This window comes from Mumia quercus (assembly GCF_025506335.1).
In the GTDB taxonomy this organism is placed as follows: domain Bacteria; phylum Actinomycetota; class Actinomycetes; order Propionibacteriales; family Nocardioidaceae; genus Mumia; species Mumia quercus.
In genome coordinates, this window is record NZ_JANZYO010000007.1 from 91,150 (window position 1) to 110,122 (window position 18,973).

The window sequence follows — 18,973 nt, forward strand, 5'->3', positions numbered from 1 at the left end:
CGCCGGCGCTCACGGCTCCTCGGGGAGCCCCGCCTTACGACGCCGACGCAGCTGCACGAGGCGCACCGCGAGGAACACGACCACGGCGAGCAGCACGAGGACGAGCACGCCCTTGGAGTACGTGCCGACGACATCGCTGACGGTCTCCCACTGCGACCCCAGCCCGTAGCCGAGCATGATGAACAGCGTGTTCCAGATCAGGCTGCCGACCGCGGTCAGCGTGAGGAAGATCCGCAGCGGCATCCGCTCCAGGCCGGCAGGGATCGAGATCATGCTGCGGAAGATCGGCACGAACCGGCCGAAGAACACCGCCTTCGTCCCGTGCTTGGCGAACCACGCCTCGGTCTTCTCCACGTCGGTGACCTTCACCAGTGGCACCCGGGCGACCACCGCGTACAGCCGGTCGCGCCCGAACCACTGACCGATCCCGTACAGGGCGAGCGCGCCGACGACCGACCCGATCGTGGTCCAGATGATGGCGGCGGCGAGGTTCATCTTGCCGAGGCTGGCGGTGAATCCGGCGAGCGGGAGGATCACCTCGCTCGGGATCGGAGGGAACAGGTTCTCCAAGGCCACGGCGAGCCCTGCGCCTGGGGCGCCGAGCCACTCCATCAGGTCGGCCGCGAAGCCTGCGATTCCTCCGATGTCACTCACGCCCGAAGCCTAGCGAGCGTTCCTGTGCGTTCCCTCAGGCCCTCCCGGAGTCACGCTGCGCCGCAGCAGCTCCATGCGCAGGGGCAGCGGCTGCCACCCTGGCCTGCCTGCGCACTCGTCGTTGAGGCGTTCGGTCTCGCGACGGTAGCTGCGCGCCAGACCGCGCGGCTGCAGGGGCATCCCCGCGGGGACGGGACGCCCGGGCGGGACGTGGTTGGCCCGGACGGACACCCACAGCGCGTCCACCGTCCCGCCCTGGAGCGCGCCGACGAGGGCGCCGCGCACCCGCAGCCACGACCGCAACGACGCCACGGTCGCCTCGCTCAGCTCGTGCACGGTCTCGGGACGCGCCGACGTCGCACGCTGGGGTCGTCGCCGTACGCGGAGGGTGCCGGCGTCCAGGTCGAGGTCGTCCGTCGTCATATGACACAGCTCACCTGCTCGCGTCCCGGTGTCCACGACGACACCGACGACGGCCCTCAGACGGTGCAGGGCGGCGGCGCCCCGGTGGGAGTCTCCTGCCGCGTCGGCTAGCGTCGCGAGCTGCTCCTGCAGCTGTGCCACGGTGCGCAGCGAGACGAGCGGCCGCCGCGCGAACTCGGTCGAGCTCCGCAGATGGGGCAGGTCCAGGTCGGAGGCGTGGGCGATCATCAGAAGGCACCGCAGCCGGATCTGTGTGCTGGACGCGCTCGAGCGGGCGCCGTCTCGTCGTGCACGGGAACGAAGCGCGCCGTTCTCAGCGAGCGTGAGGTAGGCATCGACGACAGGAGGGCTGAGAAGCTCCTCGACGTCCCCGCGGGTGGGGGAGGGGAGCTCACCAGACGCCGTGGCGAGACCGAGCTCCCGCTCGACCCAGCGCAGCTGGCGCAGTCGAGAAGGGCTCACCGACTCGGCGAGGCGTCCGACGCCGGCGTGGATCGATGTCAGGCCGGTGTCCCAGCTCTGCGGAGGCATGAGAGCAGACTAGCAAATAACAGGCCCGAAGCGGGCAGAAACCCACCGGGCTGAGGCAACCGGTGGGGGAGGCAGCGAGGCGACCGGGGTCAGCGGGTGAGGGGTTCGTACGTGAGGAGCACGTTGCCGCCGTCGAACAGTCGGACGTCCTTGCGGCGCAGCGAGACGGGACCTTCGAGACCGGAGAGGACGGAGATGCCCTTGCCCAGCGCGACAGGATTCACGATGAGGCGGAGCTCGTCGACGACGCCGGTGGGCAGCAGGTGTGCGACGAGGCTCGAGCTGCCGAAGATCGCGATGTTCTTGCCGGGCTTCTCCTTGAGTGCCTGGATGTGGCCGGCGACGTCGTCGGCCACGAACGTCGTCGGACCCCACGGGTGCTCGCTCATGGAGCGCGAGGCCACCACCTTCGGGAGGTCGTTCATGAAGCCGGCGACGACCGGGTCCTGCTCGTACGCCTCGGGGGTGGGCCAGAACTGCGCCATCATCTCGAAGGTGACACGACCCATGACGATGGTGTCGATCGACTCTCCCTGTGAGGCGGAGTAGGCCTCGAACTCCTCGTCCTCGTCGAACCAGTCGAGTCCGGTCTCGGCGTCGGCGTGGTAGCCGTCGACGCTGGTGAGCAGGAACGCGTACACGTTGCGCATGAGTCTCCTCGAAGGTCGTTGGTCCTGGAGAGACTGCGCGACGGAGCGGAAGTCATCGGGATTCTCGGAATCTGACACCGCAGGCCCCTAGCGTGACCGGATGCGACCTCTCCGATACTCGATCAACGTCACCCTGGACGGCTGCTGCGACCACCGGGCTGTGCCGGTCGTGGACGACCTCGACGCGCTGCACCGCCACCACGAAGAGAACCTTGCGAAGGCCGACGCGCTCCTCTTCGGGCGCGTGACCTACCAGATGATGGAGGAGGCCTGGAGGCTCGACGCGTGGCAGGGGCCCGAGGCGCCCGACCCCTTCGCGCGCACGATCGACGCGGCGAAGAAGTACGTCGTGTCGCGCACCCTCGATCAAGTCGACTGGAACGCCGAGCTGATCCGCGGCGACGTGGGAGACGCTGTGCAGCGGTTGAAGGAGGAGCCGGGTGACGGGCTCCTCGTCGGGGGCCTCCAGCTGCCGCTGGCGCTGGCCGAGCTCGACCTGATCGACGAGTACGAGTTCGTCGTGTTCCCGCGCGTCGCCGGTCACGGCCCGACCCTCTTCGCGGGACTGACACGCCCGCTCGATCTCACTCTCGTGGAGAGGTACGAGCTCGGCTCGAGCGCCGTCGTCACGCGATACGTGCCGCGTCGGTAGCGGCGTCGCGCGACCTCACAGGTCGCGCGGCTCCCACCCGAACATCTCGACTGCAGAGACGCCGGGTGCCGCGAGCCCGTCGAGCGCTGCGACGATCCGGCGCTCCTCCCAGCGCAGGTGCGACTCGAGCACCGAGGCGAGGCCGTCGACCTCCGCGCGGAGGCGTGCACGTGTTCCCGTGCCGTCCTCGGGAGCAGCGGCCGAGACGCGGTGCTCGATGCCGCGCACGAGGTGGGCGATCAGGCCGTGGTCGTGGGCGAGCTCGGCGAGCACCGGGGCGAGCTCGGGCACCTGCGCCGCGATCGCCGGGAACGCGACGTCGTCCTCGCTGGTGTGGTGGCGGGTCAGCACGCTGCAGAAGGCAAGGCAGTGGGTCCGCAGTGCGGGGGTGGGGACGACCTCGTCGTCCGGGGCGTCGAAGGCGGCCAGGAGCTGTGCGAGGTGGTCGCGGAGCTCGTCGTGGACGGCGACGAGCTGGACGCCGAAGGCGGCCGCTCGAGCGTGGGCGGGATCGGGGGAGGGGCGCATCGCTGCGCATGCTTCCGGTCGCGTCGCGACGGCGCAACGGAGTATTCGCTCGGCACCCGGCGAGGACCGTGGAAGGATCGCCGTGTGACGGAGCTCAGGGAGATCTTTGCCGGGTCGTGGCGTGGCGTGCTGGTGACGCTCAAGAAGGACGGCCGGCCGCAGCTGTCGAACGTCGGGCACCTGTACGACGCGGACGCGGACGCCGTCGTCATCTCGACGACGGCCGACCGTGCCAAGGTGCGCAACCTCCAGCGTGATCCGCGGGCGAGCTACTACGCGACGACCGAAGGGCTCGCCTCCTACGCGGTCGGCGAGGGCGACGCGGAGCTCGGTCCTGTCGCGGCCGAGGTCGGTGACGCCGCGGTCGAAGGTCTCGTCGCGCACTACCGCGCCGTACGCGGCGACCACCCGGACTGGGACGAGTTCCGCGCCGCGATGGTCGCCGAGCGCCGGCTCCTGGTGACCGTACGCTTCTCGCGCGTGTACGGGTGGGCGGGCCCGGTCGCGGCGTCGCGCACACCGAGCAGCTAGGCCTGCACGCCCCTAGCCTGGCGGCATGGGGACGGTCGACGACTACGTGTCAGGGTTGGAGGAGCCGCGCCGCTCCGTGGTGGCGGGGCTCTACGCGGCGGCTGCCGACGCGGTCCCCGAGGCCGAGCAGGGCAAGGGTTATGGGATGCCGGCGCTCGTGTACCGCGGCAAGCCGCTGGTCAGTGTCATGGCGGCGAAGAAGCACCTCTCGCTGTTCCCGTTCAGCAGCGAGGTCGTGGCGCAGTTCTCGGCCGACCTCGACGGCTTCGACACCGCGAAGGGCACCATCCGGTTCCAGGCTGACGCAGCGATCCCGACGGCCCTCGCCGCCCGGATCGTCGAGGCGAGGCGCGCTCAGATCGACGGCTGAGGCGCCTGCACCGTGGGGTCATCCGGGGGCTGCGGGGGCACCGGCCTGCCGGGTGGTCGTACGCGTTGCCGCACCTTCAGAGCCGCAGCCGCCGCCAGCACGCCGGCAGTGACCGCCACCCCGACGACCCACGGGTTGATGCGGTGCGGCCCGGGAGTGTCCGAGGTCGCCGCGCACTCGTGCAGGGCGAAGCGGTTGCCGGCGTGGATGACGCGGGTGAGGTCGGCAGACACGTAGGCGAATGCACCTGCCGGCAGCCCGAAGCTCGACAGCGTCCTGTACCAGCGGCCGTTCGGCCGGTCGATCCAGCACGTGACGTTGGCGTGCGAGCCGGGCCCGTCAGGCGGTGCGAGGTGGTCGATGATGTTCCGGGCGCCGTCCCAGACCGCGACAGGTCGTGTCCCGGTCGTGACGACGGCGGGGTAGTCGACGTCGAGTCCCATGGACCGACGTTAGACCCTCAGACGCTCCCGAGCCGGGCAGCGGGGGTGAGCTCGTCGACGAGCTCACCGGTCGTGGCCAGGGTCGCGAGCTCACGCCCGAGCACCGGAGCGTGCTTATAGAGGTTGTGACCGGCGACGAACGCGATCCGGTCGTCCTGCCAGACGGCGACGCCGTCCCCGCCCCACGGCAGCGTGGTGACCCAGCAGTGGACGTGTCCGACAGGGGTCGGGTCGAGACCCGGCAGCGCCACCCGTACGTAGTCCGCCGCCCGCCTCGCGTGCGCGTCGAGGGTCACCGGATCGACCGAGCGACCGTCGTCGTTCACGGGGACCGTCGCGGCGAGCCCGACGCCGTACCGGCTGTTGTCGGGCACCGGCGCGGCGTACACGCCCGACTCCCCGAAGACGGCGCTCGTGTCCTGCAGGGTGGCGAGCCGGCGCGGAGGCGCGTCACGGACGGCGAAGGTGACGCGCACATGAGCGGCGACGCTCACCGGCAGCGACAGCCCGGTGGCGTGGGCGAGCGGGGCGGTGCCGAGGCCGGCGCAGACGATGACGTACCCGTGCTCGCCACGCCGTGTGCCCGTGCGGACCTCGACGCTGCCGTTGCGCGTCCTGCGCAGGGTCATCACGTGGTCGCGCACCAGCGCACCGGAGACGGCGCCGGACAGATGATCGATCGCCGCGCGGGTGCGGATCGCGCCACCGCTCTCGTCGAGCATCGCCGGGCCGTCGTACGGGGCCAGGAGGGGAAGCCTGTTGCGGAGCTCCGTGGCGTCGAGAGGACGCGCCACGACGCCGGGCACGGTGCGCATGACGCGGAGGCGTTCCTCGACGTCGGGACCCAGCGCCACGGCGCCGTCGGAGGCGATGAGCTCGGTCCCGAACGCCTCGCTCCACTCACGCCAGATCGCACGGGAGCGCGCGGCGAACGCGACCATCCGTGCATCGGCGTGGGCGTGCCGGAAGATGCGCGAGTCGCCCGCAGACTGTCCGGCACCTGGGGTGCCTGACTCGTACACGGTCACCGAGGCGCCGGCGCGGGTGAGCTCGTAGGCGGTCGCGAGGCCGACGATGCCGGCGCCGACGACCGCGACGTCCGTCATGGTGGCCACGGAGTCACCTTACGTCGCCGGTACGTGCAACCGATGGTTGCCTATCTGCTCGTGCCGTCGTAGAGTGATGTGCAACCAAACGTTGCGAAAGGCGAGGCGACATGGAGTATGGGTCGATCGAGCGCGAGATCCACATCGAGGCGTCACCTGAGGTCGTGTTCGAGGTGCTGAGCCGCCCCGAGCACGTCCGCGAGTGGTGGTCCGACGAGGCCGAGTTCGCGACCGAGCCCGGGGGAGAGGGGCGGCTGGGCTTCGGTGACGCCCGGCAGGGCGACATGACGTGGCAGGCATTCTCGGTGGTCGAGGCCGAGCCTCCGCACCGGTTCGCGTTCCGGTGGACCCACGACGACGGAGCAGCGCCGACTCAGCAGAACTCGTTCCTCGTCGTCTTCACGCTCGAACGCGTGGGGGAGGGGACGCTGCTCCGGATGACCGAGAGCGGCTTCCGTGAGCGCGGATGGGACGAGGCGAAGGCGGCGCTCGAGCACAGCGAGCACGTCACCGGCTGGGACTACTACCTGCCGCGGCTCGTCTCGTACGCCGCGGAGGTCGGGGCACAGGCATGAGCGGCACCGTCGACGACGAGCTGTGGTCCGCGGTCGGTGATCCGACGCGTCGCCGCATGCTCGACCTGCTCCTGGCCGACGGGGCCGGGACCGCGACGAGCCTCAGCGAGCGGCTGCCGGTGACACGGCAGGCCGTCGCGAAGCACCTGGCCGTGCTCGACCGCGTCGGCCTCGTCCACGGGACCCCGGTCGGGCGGGAGAGGCAGTTCCGCGTCGACCTGGCCCAGCTCGCGCGCGCCGTCGTCCAGCTCAACGACGTCGGGGAGCAGTGGGACGCCCGGCTGCGGCGCATCAAGCGCATCGCCGAGGCGGTCCAGCGCTCGCACGAGACCTGAAGTTACGAGGAGAAGGAGGAACGAGATGGTGGACATCCTGCACAGGGTGGGCATGAAGGACGCCACGCCACGGGCGGTGTACGAGGCGTTGACCACGGTCGACGGACTGGCCGCGTGGTGGACGGAGGACACGTCGGGCAACGGCGAGACCGGAGGGAAGCTGGAGTTCCGGTTCCCACCGATCGGCGGGTTCGACATGGCGGTCTTGGAGGCGCAGCCCGACGAGCGCGTGCGCTGGGAGGTCACGGACGGGCCGGAGGAGTGGATCGGCACGACCATCACCTGGGACGTCCAGAAGGACGGTGAGTGGACGATCCTGATGTTCGCGCACGAGGGCTGGAAGGAGCCCGTCCCCTTCATGCACCACTGCAGCACGAAGTGGGCGACCTACCTGATGAGCCTGAAGTCGCTGATCGAGACCGGCGAGGGCGCTCCCGCTCCCCGCGACGTCCTGATCAGCGACTGGCACTGACCGGTACCGGGGGAGCAGCGCGTACGACCGCGAGGTGTGCGGACCCGCCCCGCGCCCCACGGTTTGCCACGCTAACGTGGCTGAGCCCGGTTGGCGGGGCAAGCCTGCCGCGCCAACGAGAGACTCCCACGTTGGCGTGGCAAACCGCGCGGGGTGGAGAGGCGGCCACCCTTCGGGTGGCCGCGCGCGTGACCGCGGCGTCGGTCGCGCTCAGGGCGACGGCTTCACGCAGAACTCGTTGCCTCCGGGGTCGGCCATCACGACCCACGGGACGTCGCCCTGTCCGATGTCCAGGCGCGTCGCTCCGAGCGACGCGAGCCGCTCGACCTCAGCGAGGTGGTCACCCCCGGCCGGGGGAGCGAGGTCGAAGTGCCAGCGGTTCTTGCCCTGCTTGGGGTCGTACGGAGGGCCGCCCCAGGTGAGCTTGGTGCCTCCGCGCGGCGACTGGATCGCGGTCTCCTCGTGCTCGTCCCAGACCATGGGCCATCCCAGCGCCTCGCTCCAGAAGTGCCCGACCGCAGGGGAGCCGTCGCCCGACAGTGCCCCGACGACGCCGCATCCGTCGAGGAACGCGTTGCCCGGCTCGATGACGCAGAACTCGTTGCCCTCCGGGTCGGCGAGCACCACGTGGAGGGCATCCGGACCCTGTCCCACGTCGAAGTGAGCGCCCCCGAGCTCGAGTGCGCGAGCCACGGTCGCCTGCTGGTCTTCGAACGACGTGCTCGTGAGGTCGAAGTGCATCTGGTTGCGACCGACCTTCGGCTGGCGCGTCGGCACGAACCGGAGGGGGAGGCTCGTCTGGTCGTCCGGCACCAGCACCGGCGCCTCGGGGGAGTCGTCCGCGACCGGCCACCTCAGCACCCCTGACCAGAAGCGTGCGAGCGCGCCCGGATCGAGCGCGTCGATGGTGAGGCTGGCGATCTGCACGCTCATCTTGGCGACGCTAGATCGCCGGCATGAGCGGGGCAACGGATTTACCTGACGCCGGTCCCACCAGTGGTAGGAAAGAAGTCTCGTCGGCGATGTCGAGACGAGCCCCGCGGCTCCGTCCCAGGAGCAGATCGCGGCGAGGTCGTCGCACGACACGGAGGAGACCACCATGAAGTACCTGCTTCTCAAGCACTACCGCGGCGCCCCGGAGGCCGTGAACAGCGTCCCCATGGACCAGTGGACGCCCGAGGAGATCCACGACCACGTGCAGTTCATGGCCGACTTCGCGGCACGGCTCGAGGGCACGGGGGAGTACGTCGACGGACAGGCGCTCGCGCCCGAGGGCACGTTCGTCCGGTACGACGGTGAGGGCCGTCCGCCCGTCACCGACGGCCCGTTCCCGGAAACGAAGGACCTCATCGCCGGCTGGATGGTGATCGACGTCGACTCCTACGACCGCGCGCTCGAGCTGGCGGGAGAGCTGTCGTCCGCGCCCGGAGCTGGAGGGAAGCCGATCCACGAGTGGCTCGAGCTGCGCCCCTTCCTGACCGCACCGCCGACCGTCACGGAATGATTCGAGTGGCGATGGACGAGCGCCTCGTACGCGAGCTGACGCCTGCGGTCATCGGTGTCCTCGTACGCCGCGGCGTCGACTTCGCCTCGGCGGAGGATGCCGTGCAGGAGGCGCTCGTCCAGGCCACGCTGTCGTGGCCCCAAGGCGCCCCGAGCGACCCGAAGGGCTGGCTCGTCACCGTCGCGTGGCGCAAGTTCGTCGACGCCCATCGTTCCGAGACGTCGCGTCGGGAGCGTGAGCAGCGGGTCGACGCCGAGCGCCCGCCAGGACCGACGGAGTCGGCGGACGACACGCTGCGCATCTTCTTCCTGTGCGCGCACCCGTCCCTGTCGTCGACGTCGGCGGTGGCACTCACGCTGCGCGCCGTGGGCGGTCTGACCACCCGTCAGATCGCCCAGGCGTACCTCGTGCCCGAGGCGACAATGGCGCAGCGGATCAGCCGCGCGAAACGGACGGTCAGCAGGGTGCGGTTCGACGAGCCGGGGGACTTGGCGACCGTACGCAGGGTGCTGTACCTCGTCTTCAACGAGGGCTACACGGGCGACGTCGACCTGGCGGCGGAGGCGATCCGCTTGACGCGTCAGCTCGCGTCGATGACCGGCGACGAGGAGACATCGGGGTTGCTGGCGATGATGCTGCTGCACCACGCACGTCGCCCAGCCAGGACGCGCGAGGACGGGAGTCTCGTGCCGCTCGCCGACCAGGACCGTTCGCGCTGGGACACCCGGCTGATCTCAGAAGGCGTCGCAATCCTTCAGACGACCCTCGCGCGTGACCGGTTGGGGGAGTTCCAGGCGCACGCCGCGATCGCCGCTCTGCACGCGGACGCGGCGAGCGCCGAGGAGACCGACTGGGTGCAGATCGTCAGCTGGTACGACGAGCTGTTGCGGTTGACGGGGAGCCCGGTCGTCGCACTCAACCGTGCCGTGGCGGTCGGGGAGGCGGACGGGCCGCTGGCGGGGATGCGGGAGCTGGCCGCCGTCGACCCGAGCGTGCCGAGGTTCTCGGCCGCGTCGGCGTACCTGCACGAGAAGGCCGGCGACCTGTCGCTGGCGGCACGGTTGTACGCCGAGGCGGCGCACGCCGCACCCAACCTCGCTGAGCGCGACCACCTCACGCGACAGGCCGCGCGCCTCAACACCGCCCTCCGGCGCTGAGGGAAGGGCCGATCAGGCGGCCAGGTGGAACGTCCTCGTGAATCGCTCGAGAAGACGACCGGGCCCGCGAAGGATCTCGACCGCCCCGGTCGTGATCGCGCGTTCGGGGGAGAGGTCGCCTGAGAGGAGCAGGCGCACCTCCGGGCCGGTGGCGAAGGCGAGGTCGACCGGTCCGTCCCCGCGTGACACGTCCAGGCGCGGCCCGTCCACGCGGACGAGCAGCTCGGCAAGGCCGAGATGAGCCACGTACGAGGTCGCCGGCAGGGTGGAGGCGATGTCCTCCCGGAAGGCGGTCCGCAGAGCCATCGTCATCGCGTCGGGAGTGATGACCTGGTCTTCCCGCGGGTCGCCCATGGCCTTGAACCCCCACGCGCCGAGCGCGAGCACGACCGGCTCGAGCTCACGGCCGTACGGGGTCAGCTCGTAGACGATGACCCGCGACCGGGGCGCACGGCGGATGACACCGCACTCCTGCAGCTCCTTGAGGCGCGTCGCCAGGATGTTGCTCGGGATCCGGGGGAGCCCTGCGGCGAGCTCGCCGTAGCGGCGCGGACCGACGAGCAGGTCCCGGACGATGAGCATGGCCCAGCGCTCACCCACCAGCTCCAGCGCGCGCGTGACCCCGCAGTACTGCCCGTACTCGCGTGCCGCCACCGGGTCAGGCCTGGGGACTGGCGACGGCCTCGGGGCCCTGATCTGCTGCGGCGGGGTCCATCCAGCCGAACTCGAGGATGTTCCCGTCGGGGTCGTTGAGCTGCCGCTGGTACATGAACCCGTAGTCCGCTGGGTCGTGCGGCTCGCGACCACCTGCAGCGAGGCCGGCGTCGAGGGTCTTGTCGACCGTCTCGCGGTCGGCGAGGAAGACGGCGGTCGCGACGGAGGGGCTCACCGCCGGGTCGCCGATCGGGAGCTCGCTCATCGTCTGGAAGAACTCACGGGTCAGGAGCATGATGGCGCTGTGATCCTTCTCGACCACGACGCACGCCGCATTGTGGTCGGTGAACGCAGGGTCGAGCGTGAATCCGATGGCCGTGTAGAAGGCTTTTGCACGCTCCAGGTCTCTCACCGGCAGGTTGACGAACATCGCGGTCATGGTGGGTCCTTCCTGTAGATCGTCGTCGAGCGGAACAGCTCCCTTTGACACTTGCAAAAAGCAAGTAGCAACGTCAACGGAATTGTTGCGAGGGGAGGAGGGAGAAGGGCTGCAGTGGTGCGGAGTGACATAATGTCGCTTATCGGCGCACTACTGAGAAGGGCTCAAGAGCGGTGCAGCTCGCGTCCGAGCTCCTGGGCGAGCTCGACAGACGCCTCGATCTCAGCACGACGGATGGAGACGCTCTCGACGTTGACCCCGAACGGGACTCCCACACGCCGGCAGTACGCGATCAGGTCACGAGCAGCACCCAGCGCGTGCTCGTACGACGCCCGTAGCGTGTCGTCTGCGCTGCGCAGGTCGTTCTGGATCCAACGCGGTACGTCGACGCCGAGCCAGCCGAGGAACTCCAGCGTCTTCAGCGAGCCGCACACGGAGAACGTGAACACGATCGGCACGGGCTCGAGGCCGCGCCGGGCGCACTCCTCGCGATAGTCCGACACGAGGTTCTTCGCCGCGTTGGTGTCGTAGACGACCTGCGTGACGAAGAACGAGCAGCCGGCTTCCTGCTTGGCCACGAGGCGCAGGTGCTCGTCGCCGCGGCGCGTGTGCCGCTCAGGGATCGCCACGCCACCCAGCAGCAGGTCAGGTCGAGCCTGTGCGCGCAGCTCTTGGGCCCGGACGAGCGAGGTCGCCGGCTCCAGGTGGCGAGACGACGCGCCGACGAACACCGTCAGCGCGCGGTCGGCGTCCTGGGCCTCCAGCCAGGCACGGAGCTCGCTCTCGTCGTACTTGCCGACAGCCCGATACACCACGACCGGCGTGTTCCAGTCCTCGAGGTGCTCGGCAAGGAAGTCTGCGGGGTCCATCGTGGGCAGGAACGGAAACGGCCTTTCCTCGGGGTTCCGCTCGCTCTCGTCGTCGATGTCGTAGAGGACGAGACCGTCGAGACTCAGCGGGACCAGGCGCTTCCGCGTGAGGTCGGCGATCTCCTGGGCCCGCTCCGGACCGACAGTGAGCCGAGGCGGGGTCACGGCGAAGAGCAGGAGCTCGCTCCCCCGCGCTGCGATCCGTCGCACGACGTCCATGGGGCGAAGGTAGCCGACGGGTACGCTCGCGAGTCAGGGGGAAGCACATGACTGCACACGACAGCAACAGCCCGGCGCTGGACCCGGCCGCGACCACCGTGACCGTGCTGGGGACCGGGATCATGGGCAGCGCGATCGCGCGTCGCCTCGGTGGCGCCGGGTTCGAGGTGACCGCCTGGAACCGTACGACCGACCGTGCGCGTCCGCTCGAGGCCGACGGGATCCGTGTCGAGCCCGACCTCGCACGTGCGGTCGAGGCGGCGGACGTCGTCCTGACCATGCTGTTCGACGCCGACGCCGTCCTCGAGGTCGCTCAGGGGTGGCTGTCGCACGCCGCGCCGGACACCGTGTGGGTCCAGAGCGGCACGATCGGCATCGAGGGCACCGCGCGTGCGTACCCTCTTGCCGAGCAGCACGGCGTGCGGTTCGTCGACGCGCCGGTCCTCGGGACCAAGGGTCCGGCCGAGCAGGGCCGGCTGACCGTCCTGGCGGCGGGTCCCGACGTGGTCCTCTCGGCCCTCTCCCCCGTCTTCGCTGCGTACGGCGCCAAGACCGTCCACGCCGGCGAACAGCCGGGTGCCGCGACGGCCCTCAAGCTGACGTGCAACACCTGGCTCGCCTGCCTGACCGCAGGAGTCGCGCAGAGCCTGAAGATCGCCGAGGTGCTCGGACTCGACCCGAACCTGTTCCTCGAGGCGATCGGTGGCTCCACCTCGGACACCCCGTACGCCCAGGCGAAGGGCAGGGAGGTCCTCGCCGGCGACTACGCGCCCCAGTTCGCCACCGAAGGCCTCCTCAAAGACCTCCGGCTCACCCACTCCGCAGTGGCGGGTCAGCTCAACGAGGTCCTGCTCACGACGCTGTCCGGGCTCTTCGACGAGACGGACCAGCTCGGCCGGGGCCACGAGGACGTGGCGTCGGTGGCATACGCGTTCGCGCCGTCGTTGTCTCGCTGACCGTTCTCGTCCGCGTGCACCTTGTCGTGCCGAACCCACGTCCGCCAGACTGCCTCGATGACTGCTGAGTACACCGGCACCGACGAGCTCCGTGGCGCACGCATCCACCTGTCCGACCTCACCGGTCTCGAGATCCGTGACTGCCAGGTCGGCGGTTTGAAGATCGTCGACTGCTACGGCGGCGCGGTCTCTCTCGCCGGCGACTTCACGCGCGTCGTCGTGAACGACGTCGACGTCACCGCGTACGTCGAGGCGACGCTCGACGAGCAGAATCCCGTACGGGTGCTTGCGCGAGAGGCCCGCTCCCCGGCGGACTACCGGGCCGCGTGGGACGCCGTGGAGGCGATGTGGGACGCGACACTCGCACGCGCCAGAGCGATGCCGGAGGCCGCGCTGCACGAGCAGGTCGACGGCGAGTACTCGTTCGTCGAGACCCAGCGCCACCTCCTGTTCGCGTCGGACGCGTGGCTCGGCAGCGCGGTGTTCGAGGAGGACGCGCCGTACCACCCGCTGGGTATCCCCGCCGGCGGGACGCCACGCGAGGCGGTCCTCGACCTCGGACTCCTGCCCGACGCCACCTCGACGCTGGACGAGGCGCTCGCCGCACGGGCGGCCCGGATGGCTACGGTAAGGCGGTTCGTCGACGAGCTGACCGAGACCGAGCTCGACCGGGTGTGCGGCCGCAAGCCCGCGGACATGTACCCCGACAAGGAGTACGTGGTCCGGCGGTGCCTCACGGTGGTGCTGACCGAAGAGGCGGAGCACCACCGTTACGCGACGCGCGACCTGGACGTGCTCAGCTCCGCCGGCCGGTGAGCGAGGCCCCGAGCGACTCCAGCGCGTCGCCGACGATGCGGTAGTACGCCCAGCGCCCGCGCTGCTCGCGGGTCACGAGGCCCGCCTCGGTGAGCAGCTTCATGTGGTGGGACACCGTGGGCTGGCTGAGCCCGACCGGCTCGGTGAGGTCGCAGATGCAGGCCTCCGAGTCTTCCCCGGCGGCGATCATCGACAGGAGCCGGACGCGTGTCGGGTCGCCGAGCGCCTTGAACATCTTGGCCAGCGTCGCAGCGTCGTCCTCGTCCAGCACTCCCCCGGTCAACGTCGAGCAGCACGCGCTGGCGGGGGTCTCGATCAACGGAAGCGTCGTAGCCATGAAGGTAGTCTGCCACACGTATTGACATTTTTCGATAGATCAGAGAACGTCTATGCATCGACGTTCTTCAATCCTTCGGAGGTTTCTGATGAGTGCTCCCAACGACGCGCTGGTCGACGAGGTACGCCAGCGCTACGCCGAGGCTGCGGTGAAGGTCCGGGCCGGCGCGAGCAACACGCTGATCCTGGAGGCGACAGAGGCGGACTCGTGCTGCTCCCCCGCCGCCACGACCACGGACTCCTGCTGCGGCACCCCCGCCGCAGAGGTCGACAACGCCTTCGGCGCCGGCCTCTACTCCGCGGACGAGACGGCGGAGCTGCCCGCAGAGGCGCTCGCGGCCAGTCTCGGATGCGGCAACCCGCTGATGGTGGCCGCGCTGCACCCCGGCGAGAAGGTCCTCGACCTGGGGTCCGGCGGCGGGATCGACGTGCTCCTCTCTGCCCGTCGCGTCGGCCCGAGCGGGTACGCCTACGGGGTCGACATGACCGACGAGATGCTCGACCTGGCCCGGGCCAACGCCGCGAAGGCGCAGGCGGAGAACGTGGAGTTCCTCAAGGGCACGATCGAGGACGTCCCGCTCCCCGACGCGACGGTCGACGTCGTCATCTCCAACTGCGTGATCAACCTGTCGGTCGACAAGCCGAAGGTGCTCTCGGAGATGTTCCGCGTACTGGTCCCGGGCGGTCGGATCGGGATCTCCGACGTCGTCGCCGAGGACCACCTCACGCCGTCCGACCGGGCCGAGCGGGGCTCGTACGTCGGCTGCATCGCGGGTGCGCTGTCGCGTACGGAGTACCTCGAGGGCCTCGCGGCCGCCGGGTTCGCCGACGCCGAGGTCGAGTTCACCCACGAGGCTGCCCCCGGCATGCACAGCGCGATCATCCGTGCGACGAAGCCTGACGCATGATCGATCTTCGCGCGGTCGAGAGTCGCCCCGCTCATGGAGCAGGGCGACTCTCGACCACCGATCGCTGGCTGCCGGTCTGGATCGTGGCGGCCATGCTCGGAGGGTTGGCCCTCGGTCGGCTCGTCCCCGGTCTCGACGAGGCGCTCGCGGGCCTGGAGATCGGATCCGTCAGCGCGCCGATCGCGCTCGGCCTGCTGGTGATGATGTACCCGGTCCTGGCGAAGGTCCGGTACGACCAGACGCGGGGCGTCCTCGCCGACCGGCGACTGCTGGTGCTCTCGCTGGTCCTCAACTGGGTCGTCGGACCGGCGCTGATGTTCGGCCTGGCCTGGCTTCTGCTCCCCGACCTCCCCGAGTACCGCACCGGCCTCATCGTCGTCGGCCTCGCCCGCTGCATCGCGATGGTCCTGATCTGGAACGACCTGGCGTGCGGTGATCGTGAAGCCGCCGCCGTCCTGGTCGCGGTCAACAGCGTCTTCCAGCTCGTCGCGTTCGCCGGGCTGGGCTGGTTCTACCTCCAGACCTTGCCCGGCTGGCTCGGTCTCGAGACGACCACGGCCGAGTTCAGCATGGCGGCGATCGCTCTCAGCGTCCTCGTCTTCCTCGGCATCCCGCTCGCGGCCGGCTTCGGGAGCCGCCTGCTCGGTGAGCGGGTGAAGGGTCGCGCCTGGTACGAGACGCGGTTCCTGCCTCGCATCAGCCCGTTGGTGTTGTGGGGGTTGCTCTTCACGATCGTCATGCTGTTCGCCCTGCAGGGCGACGCGATCACCCGGCGCCCCTGGGACGTCGCCCGGATCGCCCTCCCGCTCCTGCTCTACTTCGTCGGCATGTTCGTCGTGGCCTGGGGCGCTGCACGAGTGGCTCGACTCGGGTACGCGCGCACGGTCACGGTCGCGTTCACGGCGGCCGGCAACAACTTCGAGCTTGCCATCGCCGTCGCGATCGGCACCTGGGGCGCCACGTCCGGCCAGGCGCTCGCGGGCGTCGTCGGGCCGTTGATCGAGGTCCCCGTCCTCGTCGCCCTCGTGTACGTCTCCCTCGCTCTGCGCCCCCGTCTTGCACCCGACCGGGAGGTCCTCCGATGACCGCGCACGTCCCCTCCGTCCTGTTCGTCTGCGTCCACAACGCAGGCCGCTCACAGATGGCGGCAGGGTTCCTCCGACACCTCGCGGGCGACTCCGTCCGTGTCCTCTCGGCGGGCTCCGAGCCTGCCGAACACCTCAATCCCGTGGCGGTCGAGGCGATGCGGGAGAAGGGCATCGACATCACCGACAGCCAGCCGTCGCTCCTCTCCCCCGACGACGTCCGGGGTTCGGACGTCGTCGTCACGATGGGCTGCGGTGACACCTGCCCGGTCTTTCCCGGCACGCGGTACGAGGACTGGGCGCTCGACGATCCCGCCGGCCAGCCGCTGGAGGTCGTCCGCGGGGTCCGCGACGAGATCGAGCGGCGGATTCGTCTCCTCGTCGCCTCGCTCAACCTTGGCTGAAATAGCGAAAACGTCGCGGTTTCCGCGACATTTCCGGCCTTTCAGCGGCGGAGATCCCATTTTTGTCGCACTCGGGCGATAGCCTGCGAGGAAACCTGCCTCCCGCAGGCTTCCCCTGAGGAGTGGATATGGCCGCTGACTTTCCGCCGGTGGTGTTCTCGGCCGACGGCCACAAGGACCGGATCTCGCGCGCGCGCAAGGCGGGCCGCCTGGTGGCGCTGGGCACCGGGATCTACTCCCCCGACGTCGACAAGACGCCCGAGCAGCTCGTCCGCGAGCACCTGTGGACCATCGTCGCCAAGCGGTTCCCCGGAGCCATCATCGCCGACCGCTCCGCCAGGACGAACGGGCTGCCGTCCGACGGCTTCCTCTTCGTCGTCCACAGCCGGCGTACGGAGCTGAAGCTGGCAGGCGTCACCGTCGTGCCGCGGCAGGGGCCCTCGGCGATGCCGGGCGACTTCGCACTTCCCGGCGGTGTGTGGCTCGCTGGTCCGGCGCGCGGGCTGCTCGACAACCTCGCGCCGACCCGGCCCGCCAAGGGCAGGCCGGCACGTACGCTCACGCGTGCCGAGGTCGAGCTCTGGATCGACGAGATCCTCTCCGCTCGCGGCGAGGACGCGATCAACAAGATCCGCGACGACGCGCGTGTCCTCGCGCCGTTCCTCGGTCGCCAGCACGAGCTCGACCTCCTCGACCGGGTGGTCGGGGCCTCGATGAACACACACCCGACCCACATCCTGCAGACACCGCAGCTCGTCGCGCGCGCCCAGGGGCAACCGTACGACCGCCGTCGGGTGGACGTCTTCGCGCGCCTGGCGTCCTATCTCGACACCCTCGCCCCCGACAGCGTGCCCGCCCTCCCGGCGGACGCGTCCCGGCGTGCGCTGCTGCCGTTCTACGAGGCGTACTTCTCCAACTACATCGAGGGCACCGAGTTCACCCTCGACGAGGCGGCCGAGATCGTGTTCGACGACGTCGTGCCCGCCCAGCGCCCCGAGGACGCACACGACATCCTCGGGACCTACGAGCTCACCTCGTCCGACGACGTCATGCGCCATCGGCCCGCCACCGCCGACGACTCCCTCGAGGTGCTGAGGCATCGGCACGCCGTCCTCATGGGCGGTCGACCCTCGATGGCGCCCGGGGTGTTCAAGACTCAGGCCAACCGTGCTGGGGAGACGTACTTCGTCGCCCCCGAGCTCGTCGAGGGGACGCTCACGCAAGGCTTCGACCTCGGTGCGGGCCTGATCAGCCCGTTCGCCCGGGCGGTCTACATGATGTTCGTCGTGAGCGAGGTCCACCCGTTCGCGGACGGCAACGGGCGCATCGCCCGGATCATGATGAACGCCGAGCTCGCCGGTGCCGGCGAGGTGCGGCTCATCATCCCCACGGTGTACCGCCTGAACTACCTGTCAGCGCTCAAGGGTGCGACGCACAACGAGAACTATCCCGGACTCCTCGCCGCACTCTCGTTCGCGCGACGCTGGACGGCGCGCGTGGACTTCACGAGTCGCGAGAGCGCCGAGGCCGACCTCGTCCGGACGCATGCGCTGCGCGACGCCTACACCGCCGAGGAGTCGGGCGTCCGCCTGACGTTGCCGTGAGTCTGGCAGCGGATCGGTCACGAATCGAGAAGTGGAGGGCGCTCGACCGGACCTAGCGTGAAGTCATCGACACCCGTCATCCCCGACGAGGGGATCTCTGAGAGGAACAGTCATGACTTCCATCGCGTCGGTCACGCTCGAGGCGCCTGATCCCACGGCCGCCTCCCAGTTCTACGAGCACGCCTTCGGCCTCGGCGACCGGGTGAACGTGCGGGCGGGTGCGGACCCGACCAGCGGCTTCCGCGCGTACACGCTCTCCTTGGTCCTGCCGCAGCCGTCCAGCGTCGACAGCTTCCTCGGTACGGCGGTCGACGCCGGCGCGACGGTGCTCCGCCCTGCCGCCAAGAGCATGTGGGGGTACGGCGGAGTCGTCCAAGCGCCCGACGGCGCGATCTGGAAGGCCGCGACTCCGTCGAAGAAGGAGAAGGGCCGCCCGGTGCGCGACATCGACGAGATCGTCCTCCTGATCGGCGCCTCGGACGTGGGCGCAACCAAGGACTTCTACGTCGACCACGGGCTCGAGGTCGAGCGGAGCTTCGGCAAGAAGTACGTCGAGTTCAAGGCCGGCTCGGGCAACGTCAAGCTGGGTCTGTACGGGCGCAAGGCCCTCGCGAAGGACGCCGGCGTCCCTAAGGAGGGCGACGGCTCGCACCGGCTCGCGATCAACAGCGACGCCGGTGCCTTCACCGACCCCGACGGCTTCGTCTGGGAGACCGCCTGACGCGAGCGGCCCAGCTCACCGCTGCGCGCAG

At 70.0% G+C, this 18,973-nt stretch carries 26 protein-coding genes; 15 read left to right on the plus strand and 11 right to left on the minus strand.

The window, feature by feature from the left end:
• Nucleotides 1-9: 9 nt before the first annotated feature.
• The 3 genes from NYZ95_RS17100 to NYZ95_RS17110 all read right to left on the minus strand — a co-directional run bounded on the left by NYZ95_RS17100 (nucleotide 10) and on the right by NYZ95_RS17110 (nucleotide 2,258).
• The gene (locus tag NYZ95_RS17100; protein ID WP_262852539.1) at nucleotides 10-654 is read right to left on the minus strand and encodes a DedA family protein; all 645 of its coding nucleotides are present in this window, start codon (nucleotides 652-654) and stop codon (nucleotides 10-12) included.
• Nucleotides 655-663: 9 nt separating this feature from the next.
• Nucleotides 664-1,608: a tyrosine-type recombinase/integrase gene (locus NYZ95_RS17105; RefSeq protein WP_262852540.1), complete on the minus strand. Its 945-nt coding sequence runs from the start codon at nucleotides 1,606-1,608 to the stop codon at nucleotides 664-666.
• Nucleotides 1,609-1,697: 89 nt separating this feature from the next.
• The gene (locus NYZ95_RS17110) at nucleotides 1,698-2,258 is read right to left on the minus strand and encodes a dihydrofolate reductase family protein (RefSeq protein ID WP_262852541.1); all 561 of its coding nucleotides are present in this window, start codon (nucleotides 2,256-2,258) and stop codon (nucleotides 1,698-1,700) included.
• Between the two features lie 100 nt (nucleotides 2,259-2,358).
• On the opposite strand from NYZ95_RS17110, the gene NYZ95_RS17115 reads away from it, so the two are divergent.
• A complete protein-coding gene (locus NYZ95_RS17115; RefSeq protein WP_262852542.1) occupies nucleotides 2,359-2,910 on the plus strand; it encodes a dihydrofolate reductase family protein in 552 nt (183 codons plus the stop codon).
• Between the two features lie 15 nt (nucleotides 2,911-2,925).
• Here NYZ95_RS17115 and NYZ95_RS17120 read toward each other — a convergent pair whose 3' ends face one another.
• Nucleotides 2,926-3,438: a hemerythrin domain-containing protein gene (locus NYZ95_RS17120; RefSeq protein ID WP_262852543.1), complete on the minus strand. Its 513-nt coding sequence runs from the start codon at nucleotides 3,436-3,438 to the stop codon at nucleotides 2,926-2,928.
• 84 nt (nucleotides 3,439-3,522) lie between these two features.
• On the opposite strand from NYZ95_RS17120, the gene NYZ95_RS17125 reads away from it, so the two are divergent.
• Both NYZ95_RS17125 and NYZ95_RS17130 read left to right on the plus strand, forming a co-directional pair.
• Entirely contained in the window at nucleotides 3,523-3,969 is a 447-nt protein-coding gene (locus NYZ95_RS17125; protein ID WP_262852544.1) for a PPOX class F420-dependent oxidoreductase, read from the plus strand.
• Nucleotides 3,970-3,994: 25 nt separating this feature from the next.
• A complete protein-coding gene (locus tag NYZ95_RS17130; RefSeq protein ID WP_262852545.1) occupies nucleotides 3,995-4,339 on the plus strand; it encodes an iron chaperone in 345 nt (114 codons plus the stop codon).
• On the opposite strand, the gene NYZ95_RS17135 is transcribed toward NYZ95_RS17130, so the two are convergent.
• Both NYZ95_RS17135 and NYZ95_RS17140 read right to left on the minus strand, forming a co-directional pair.
• Nucleotides 4,324-4,782: a hypothetical protein gene (locus tag NYZ95_RS17135; protein ID WP_262852546.1), complete on the minus strand. Its 459-nt coding sequence runs from the start codon at nucleotides 4,780-4,782 to the stop codon at nucleotides 4,324-4,326. The genes NYZ95_RS17130 and NYZ95_RS17135 overlap by 16 nt on opposite strands.
• 17 nt (nucleotides 4,783-4,799) lie before the next feature.
• Complete coding sequence (locus NYZ95_RS17140) at nucleotides 4,800-5,888, minus strand: NAD(P)/FAD-dependent oxidoreductase (RefSeq protein WP_262852737.1); 1,089 nt, start codon at nucleotides 5,886-5,888, stop codon at nucleotides 4,800-4,802.
• A gap of 110 nt (nucleotides 5,889-5,998) precedes the next feature.
• Between NYZ95_RS17140 and NYZ95_RS17145 the strand changes: the two genes are divergently transcribed.
• From NYZ95_RS17145 to NYZ95_RS17155, 3 genes are read left to right on the plus strand one after another with little or no spacing between them, the layout of a single operon-like run.
• Nucleotides 5,999-6,463: an SRPBCC domain-containing protein gene (locus NYZ95_RS17145; protein ID WP_262852547.1), complete on the plus strand. Its 465-nt coding sequence runs from the start codon at nucleotides 5,999-6,001 to the stop codon at nucleotides 6,461-6,463.
• Nucleotides 6,460-6,798, plus strand: a complete 339-nt coding sequence (locus NYZ95_RS17150; RefSeq protein ID WP_262852548.1) for an ArsR/SmtB family transcription factor — start codon at nucleotides 6,460-6,462, stop codon at nucleotides 6,796-6,798. The genes NYZ95_RS17145 and NYZ95_RS17150 overlap by 4 nt, the downstream gene beginning before the upstream one ends.
• A gap of 25 nt (nucleotides 6,799-6,823) precedes the next feature.
• Nucleotides 6,824-7,270: an SRPBCC family protein gene (locus NYZ95_RS17155; RefSeq protein ID WP_262852549.1), complete on the plus strand. Its 447-nt coding sequence runs from the start codon at nucleotides 6,824-6,826 to the stop codon at nucleotides 7,268-7,270.
• Between the two features lie 210 nt (nucleotides 7,271-7,480).
• Here the strand turns inward: NYZ95_RS17155 and NYZ95_RS17160 are convergent, their stop codons facing one another.
• Nucleotides 7,481-8,203 carry a VOC family protein gene (locus NYZ95_RS17160; protein ID WP_262852550.1) on the minus strand — a complete coding sequence of 241 codons (723 nt, stop codon included), beginning with the start codon at nucleotides 8,201-8,203 and terminating at the stop codon, nucleotides 7,481-7,483.
• 166 nt (nucleotides 8,204-8,369) lie between these two features.
• On the opposite strand from NYZ95_RS17160, the gene NYZ95_RS17165 reads away from it, so the two are divergent.
• Both NYZ95_RS17165 and NYZ95_RS17170 read left to right on the plus strand, forming a co-directional pair.
• Nucleotides 8,370-8,774, plus strand: coding sequence for a YciI family protein (locus tag NYZ95_RS17165; protein WP_262852551.1), 405 nt, complete (start codon nucleotides 8,370-8,372; stop codon nucleotides 8,772-8,774).
• The gene (locus NYZ95_RS17170) at nucleotides 8,771-9,931 is read left to right on the plus strand and encodes an RNA polymerase sigma factor (protein ID WP_262852552.1); all 1,161 of its coding nucleotides are present in this window, start codon (nucleotides 8,771-8,773) and stop codon (nucleotides 9,929-9,931) included. The genes NYZ95_RS17165 and NYZ95_RS17170 overlap by 4 nt, the downstream gene beginning before the upstream one ends.
• Before the next feature lie 12 nt (nucleotides 9,932-9,943).
• Here NYZ95_RS17170 and NYZ95_RS17175 read toward each other — a convergent pair whose 3' ends face one another.
• The 3 genes from NYZ95_RS17175 to NYZ95_RS17185 all read right to left on the minus strand — a co-directional run bounded on the left by NYZ95_RS17175 (nucleotide 9,944) and on the right by NYZ95_RS17185 (nucleotide 12,112).
• Complete coding sequence (locus NYZ95_RS17175) at nucleotides 9,944-10,585, minus strand: winged helix-turn-helix transcriptional regulator (RefSeq protein WP_262852553.1); 642 nt, start codon at nucleotides 10,583-10,585, stop codon at nucleotides 9,944-9,946.
• 4 nt (nucleotides 10,586-10,589) lie between these two features.
• Nucleotides 10,590-11,024, minus strand: coding sequence for a VOC family protein (locus tag NYZ95_RS17180; protein ID WP_262852554.1), 435 nt, complete (start codon nucleotides 11,022-11,024; stop codon nucleotides 10,590-10,592).
• A gap of 164 nt (nucleotides 11,025-11,188) precedes the next feature.
• Nucleotides 11,189-12,112, minus strand: coding sequence for a methylenetetrahydrofolate reductase (locus NYZ95_RS17185; protein WP_262852555.1), 924 nt, complete (start codon nucleotides 12,110-12,112; stop codon nucleotides 11,189-11,191).
• Here NYZ95_RS17185 and NYZ95_RS17190 point away from each other — a divergent pair.
• Together NYZ95_RS17190 and NYZ95_RS17195 are read left to right on the plus strand one after the other, a co-directional pair.
• The gene (locus NYZ95_RS17190; RefSeq protein ID WP_262852738.1) at nucleotides 12,088-13,068 is read left to right on the plus strand and encodes an NAD(P)-dependent oxidoreductase; all 981 of its coding nucleotides are present in this window, start codon (nucleotides 12,088-12,090) and stop codon (nucleotides 13,066-13,068) included. The two genes, NYZ95_RS17185 and NYZ95_RS17190, sit on opposite strands and share 25 nt — an antisense overlap.
• A 57-nt stretch (nucleotides 13,069-13,125) precedes the next feature.
• Nucleotides 13,126-13,884 carry a DinB family protein gene (locus NYZ95_RS17195; RefSeq protein WP_262852556.1) on the plus strand — a complete coding sequence of 253 codons (759 nt, stop codon included), beginning with the start codon at nucleotides 13,126-13,128 and terminating at the stop codon, nucleotides 13,882-13,884.
• Here NYZ95_RS17195 and NYZ95_RS17200 read toward each other — a convergent pair.
• Complete coding sequence (locus NYZ95_RS17200) at nucleotides 13,865-14,221, minus strand: ArsR/SmtB family transcription factor (RefSeq protein ID WP_262852557.1); 357 nt, start codon at nucleotides 14,219-14,221, stop codon at nucleotides 13,865-13,867. The two genes, NYZ95_RS17195 and NYZ95_RS17200, sit on opposite strands and share 20 nt — an antisense overlap.
• Nucleotides 14,222-14,309: 88 nt before the next feature.
• Between NYZ95_RS17200 and arsM the strand changes: the two genes are divergently transcribed.
• The 5 genes from arsM (at nucleotide 14,310) to NYZ95_RS17225 (ending at nucleotide 18,942) form a co-directional block, all read left to right on the plus strand.
• Nucleotides 14,310-15,128 (plus strand): arsenite methyltransferase, encoded by an 819-nt coding sequence (gene arsM, locus NYZ95_RS17205; protein WP_262852558.1) that lies wholly within the window; start codon nucleotides 14,310-14,312, stop codon nucleotides 15,126-15,128.
• Complete coding sequence (arsB, locus tag NYZ95_RS17210; protein WP_262852559.1) at nucleotides 15,125-16,213, plus strand: ACR3 family arsenite efflux transporter; 1,089 nt, start codon at nucleotides 15,125-15,127, stop codon at nucleotides 16,211-16,213. Before arsM ends, arsB begins: the two co-directional genes overlap by 4 nt.
• Complete coding sequence (locus NYZ95_RS17215) at nucleotides 16,210-16,617, plus strand: arsenate reductase ArsC (protein ID WP_262852560.1); 408 nt, start codon at nucleotides 16,210-16,212, stop codon at nucleotides 16,615-16,617. Before arsB ends, NYZ95_RS17215 begins: the two co-directional genes overlap by 4 nt.
• A 128-nt stretch (nucleotides 16,618-16,745) precedes the next feature.
• Nucleotides 16,746-18,221, plus strand: a complete 1,476-nt coding sequence (locus NYZ95_RS17220) for a Fic family protein (protein ID WP_262852561.1) — start codon at nucleotides 16,746-16,748, stop codon at nucleotides 18,219-18,221.
• 112 nt (nucleotides 18,222-18,333) lie between these two features.
• The gene (locus NYZ95_RS17225; RefSeq protein WP_262852562.1) at nucleotides 18,334-18,942 is read left to right on the plus strand and encodes a VOC family protein; all 609 of its coding nucleotides are present in this window, start codon (nucleotides 18,334-18,336) and stop codon (nucleotides 18,940-18,942) included.
• The last annotated feature ends 31 nt before the right edge of the window (nucleotides 18,943-18,973 follow it).

Bases quoted from the DNA above. Each gene is read 5' to 3' on its own strand.
- NYZ95_RS17105 (WP_262852540.1), bottom strand. From the start codon at position 1,608: ATGCCTCCGCAGAGCTGGGACACCGGCCTGACATCGATCCACGCCGGC.
- NYZ95_RS17110 (WP_262852541.1), bottom strand. From the start codon at position 2,258: ATGCGCAACGTGTACGCGTTCCTGCTCACCAGCGTCGACGGCTACCAC.
- NYZ95_RS17115 (WP_262852542.1), top strand. From the start codon at position 2,359: ATGCGACCTCTCCGATACTCGATCAACGTCACCCTGGACGGCTGCTGC.
- NYZ95_RS17120 (WP_262852543.1), bottom strand. From the start codon at position 3,438: ATGCGCCCCTCCCCCGATCCCGCCCACGCTCGAGCGGCCGCCTTCGGC.
- NYZ95_RS17130 (WP_262852545.1), top strand. From the start codon at position 3,995: ATGGGGACGGTCGACGACTACGTGTCAGGGTTGGAGGAGCCGCGCCGC.
- NYZ95_RS17135 (WP_262852546.1), bottom strand. From the start codon at position 4,782: ATGGGACTCGACGTCGACTACCCCGCCGTCGTCACGACCGGGACACGA.
- NYZ95_RS17140 (WP_262852737.1), bottom strand. From the start codon at position 5,888: ATGACGGACGTCGCGGTCGTCGGCGCCGGCATCGTCGGCCTCGCGACC.
- NYZ95_RS17145 (WP_262852547.1), top strand. From the start codon at position 5,999: ATGGAGTATGGGTCGATCGAGCGCGAGATCCACATCGAGGCGTCACCT.
- NYZ95_RS17150 (WP_262852548.1), top strand. From the start codon at position 6,460: ATGAGCGGCACCGTCGACGACGAGCTGTGGTCCGCGGTCGGTGATCCG.
- NYZ95_RS17155 (WP_262852549.1), top strand. From the start codon at position 6,824: ATGGTGGACATCCTGCACAGGGTGGGCATGAAGGACGCCACGCCACGG.
- NYZ95_RS17160 (WP_262852550.1), bottom strand. From the start codon at position 8,203: ATGAGCGTGCAGATCGCCAGCCTCACCATCGACGCGCTCGATCCGGGC.
- NYZ95_RS17165 (WP_262852551.1), top strand. From the start codon at position 8,370: ATGAAGTACCTGCTTCTCAAGCACTACCGCGGCGCCCCGGAGGCCGTG.
- NYZ95_RS17170 (WP_262852552.1), top strand. From the start codon at position 8,771: ATGATTCGAGTGGCGATGGACGAGCGCCTCGTACGCGAGCTGACGCCT.
- NYZ95_RS17180 (WP_262852554.1), bottom strand. From the start codon at position 11,024: ATGACCGCGATGTTCGTCAACCTGCCGGTGAGAGACCTGGAGCGTGCA.
- NYZ95_RS17185 (WP_262852555.1), bottom strand. From the start codon at position 12,112: ATGGACGTCGTGCGACGGATCGCAGCGCGGGGGAGCGAGCTCCTGCTC.
- NYZ95_RS17195 (WP_262852556.1), top strand. From the start codon at position 13,126: ATGACTGCTGAGTACACCGGCACCGACGAGCTCCGTGGCGCACGCATC.
- NYZ95_RS17200 (WP_262852557.1), bottom strand. From the start codon at position 14,221: ATGGCTACGACGCTTCCGTTGATCGAGACCCCCGCCAGCGCGTGCTGC.
- arsM (WP_262852558.1), top strand. From the start codon at position 14,310: ATGAGTGCTCCCAACGACGCGCTGGTCGACGAGGTACGCCAGCGCTAC.
- arsB (WP_262852559.1), top strand. From the start codon at position 15,125: ATGATCGATCTTCGCGCGGTCGAGAGTCGCCCCGCTCATGGAGCAGGG.
- NYZ95_RS17215 (WP_262852560.1), top strand. From the start codon at position 16,210: ATGACCGCGCACGTCCCCTCCGTCCTGTTCGTCTGCGTCCACAACGCA.
- NYZ95_RS17220 (WP_262852561.1), top strand. From the start codon at position 16,746: ATGGCCGCTGACTTTCCGCCGGTGGTGTTCTCGGCCGACGGCCACAAG.
- NYZ95_RS17225 (WP_262852562.1), top strand. From the start codon at position 18,334: ATGACTTCCATCGCGTCGGTCACGCTCGAGGCGCCTGATCCCACGGCC.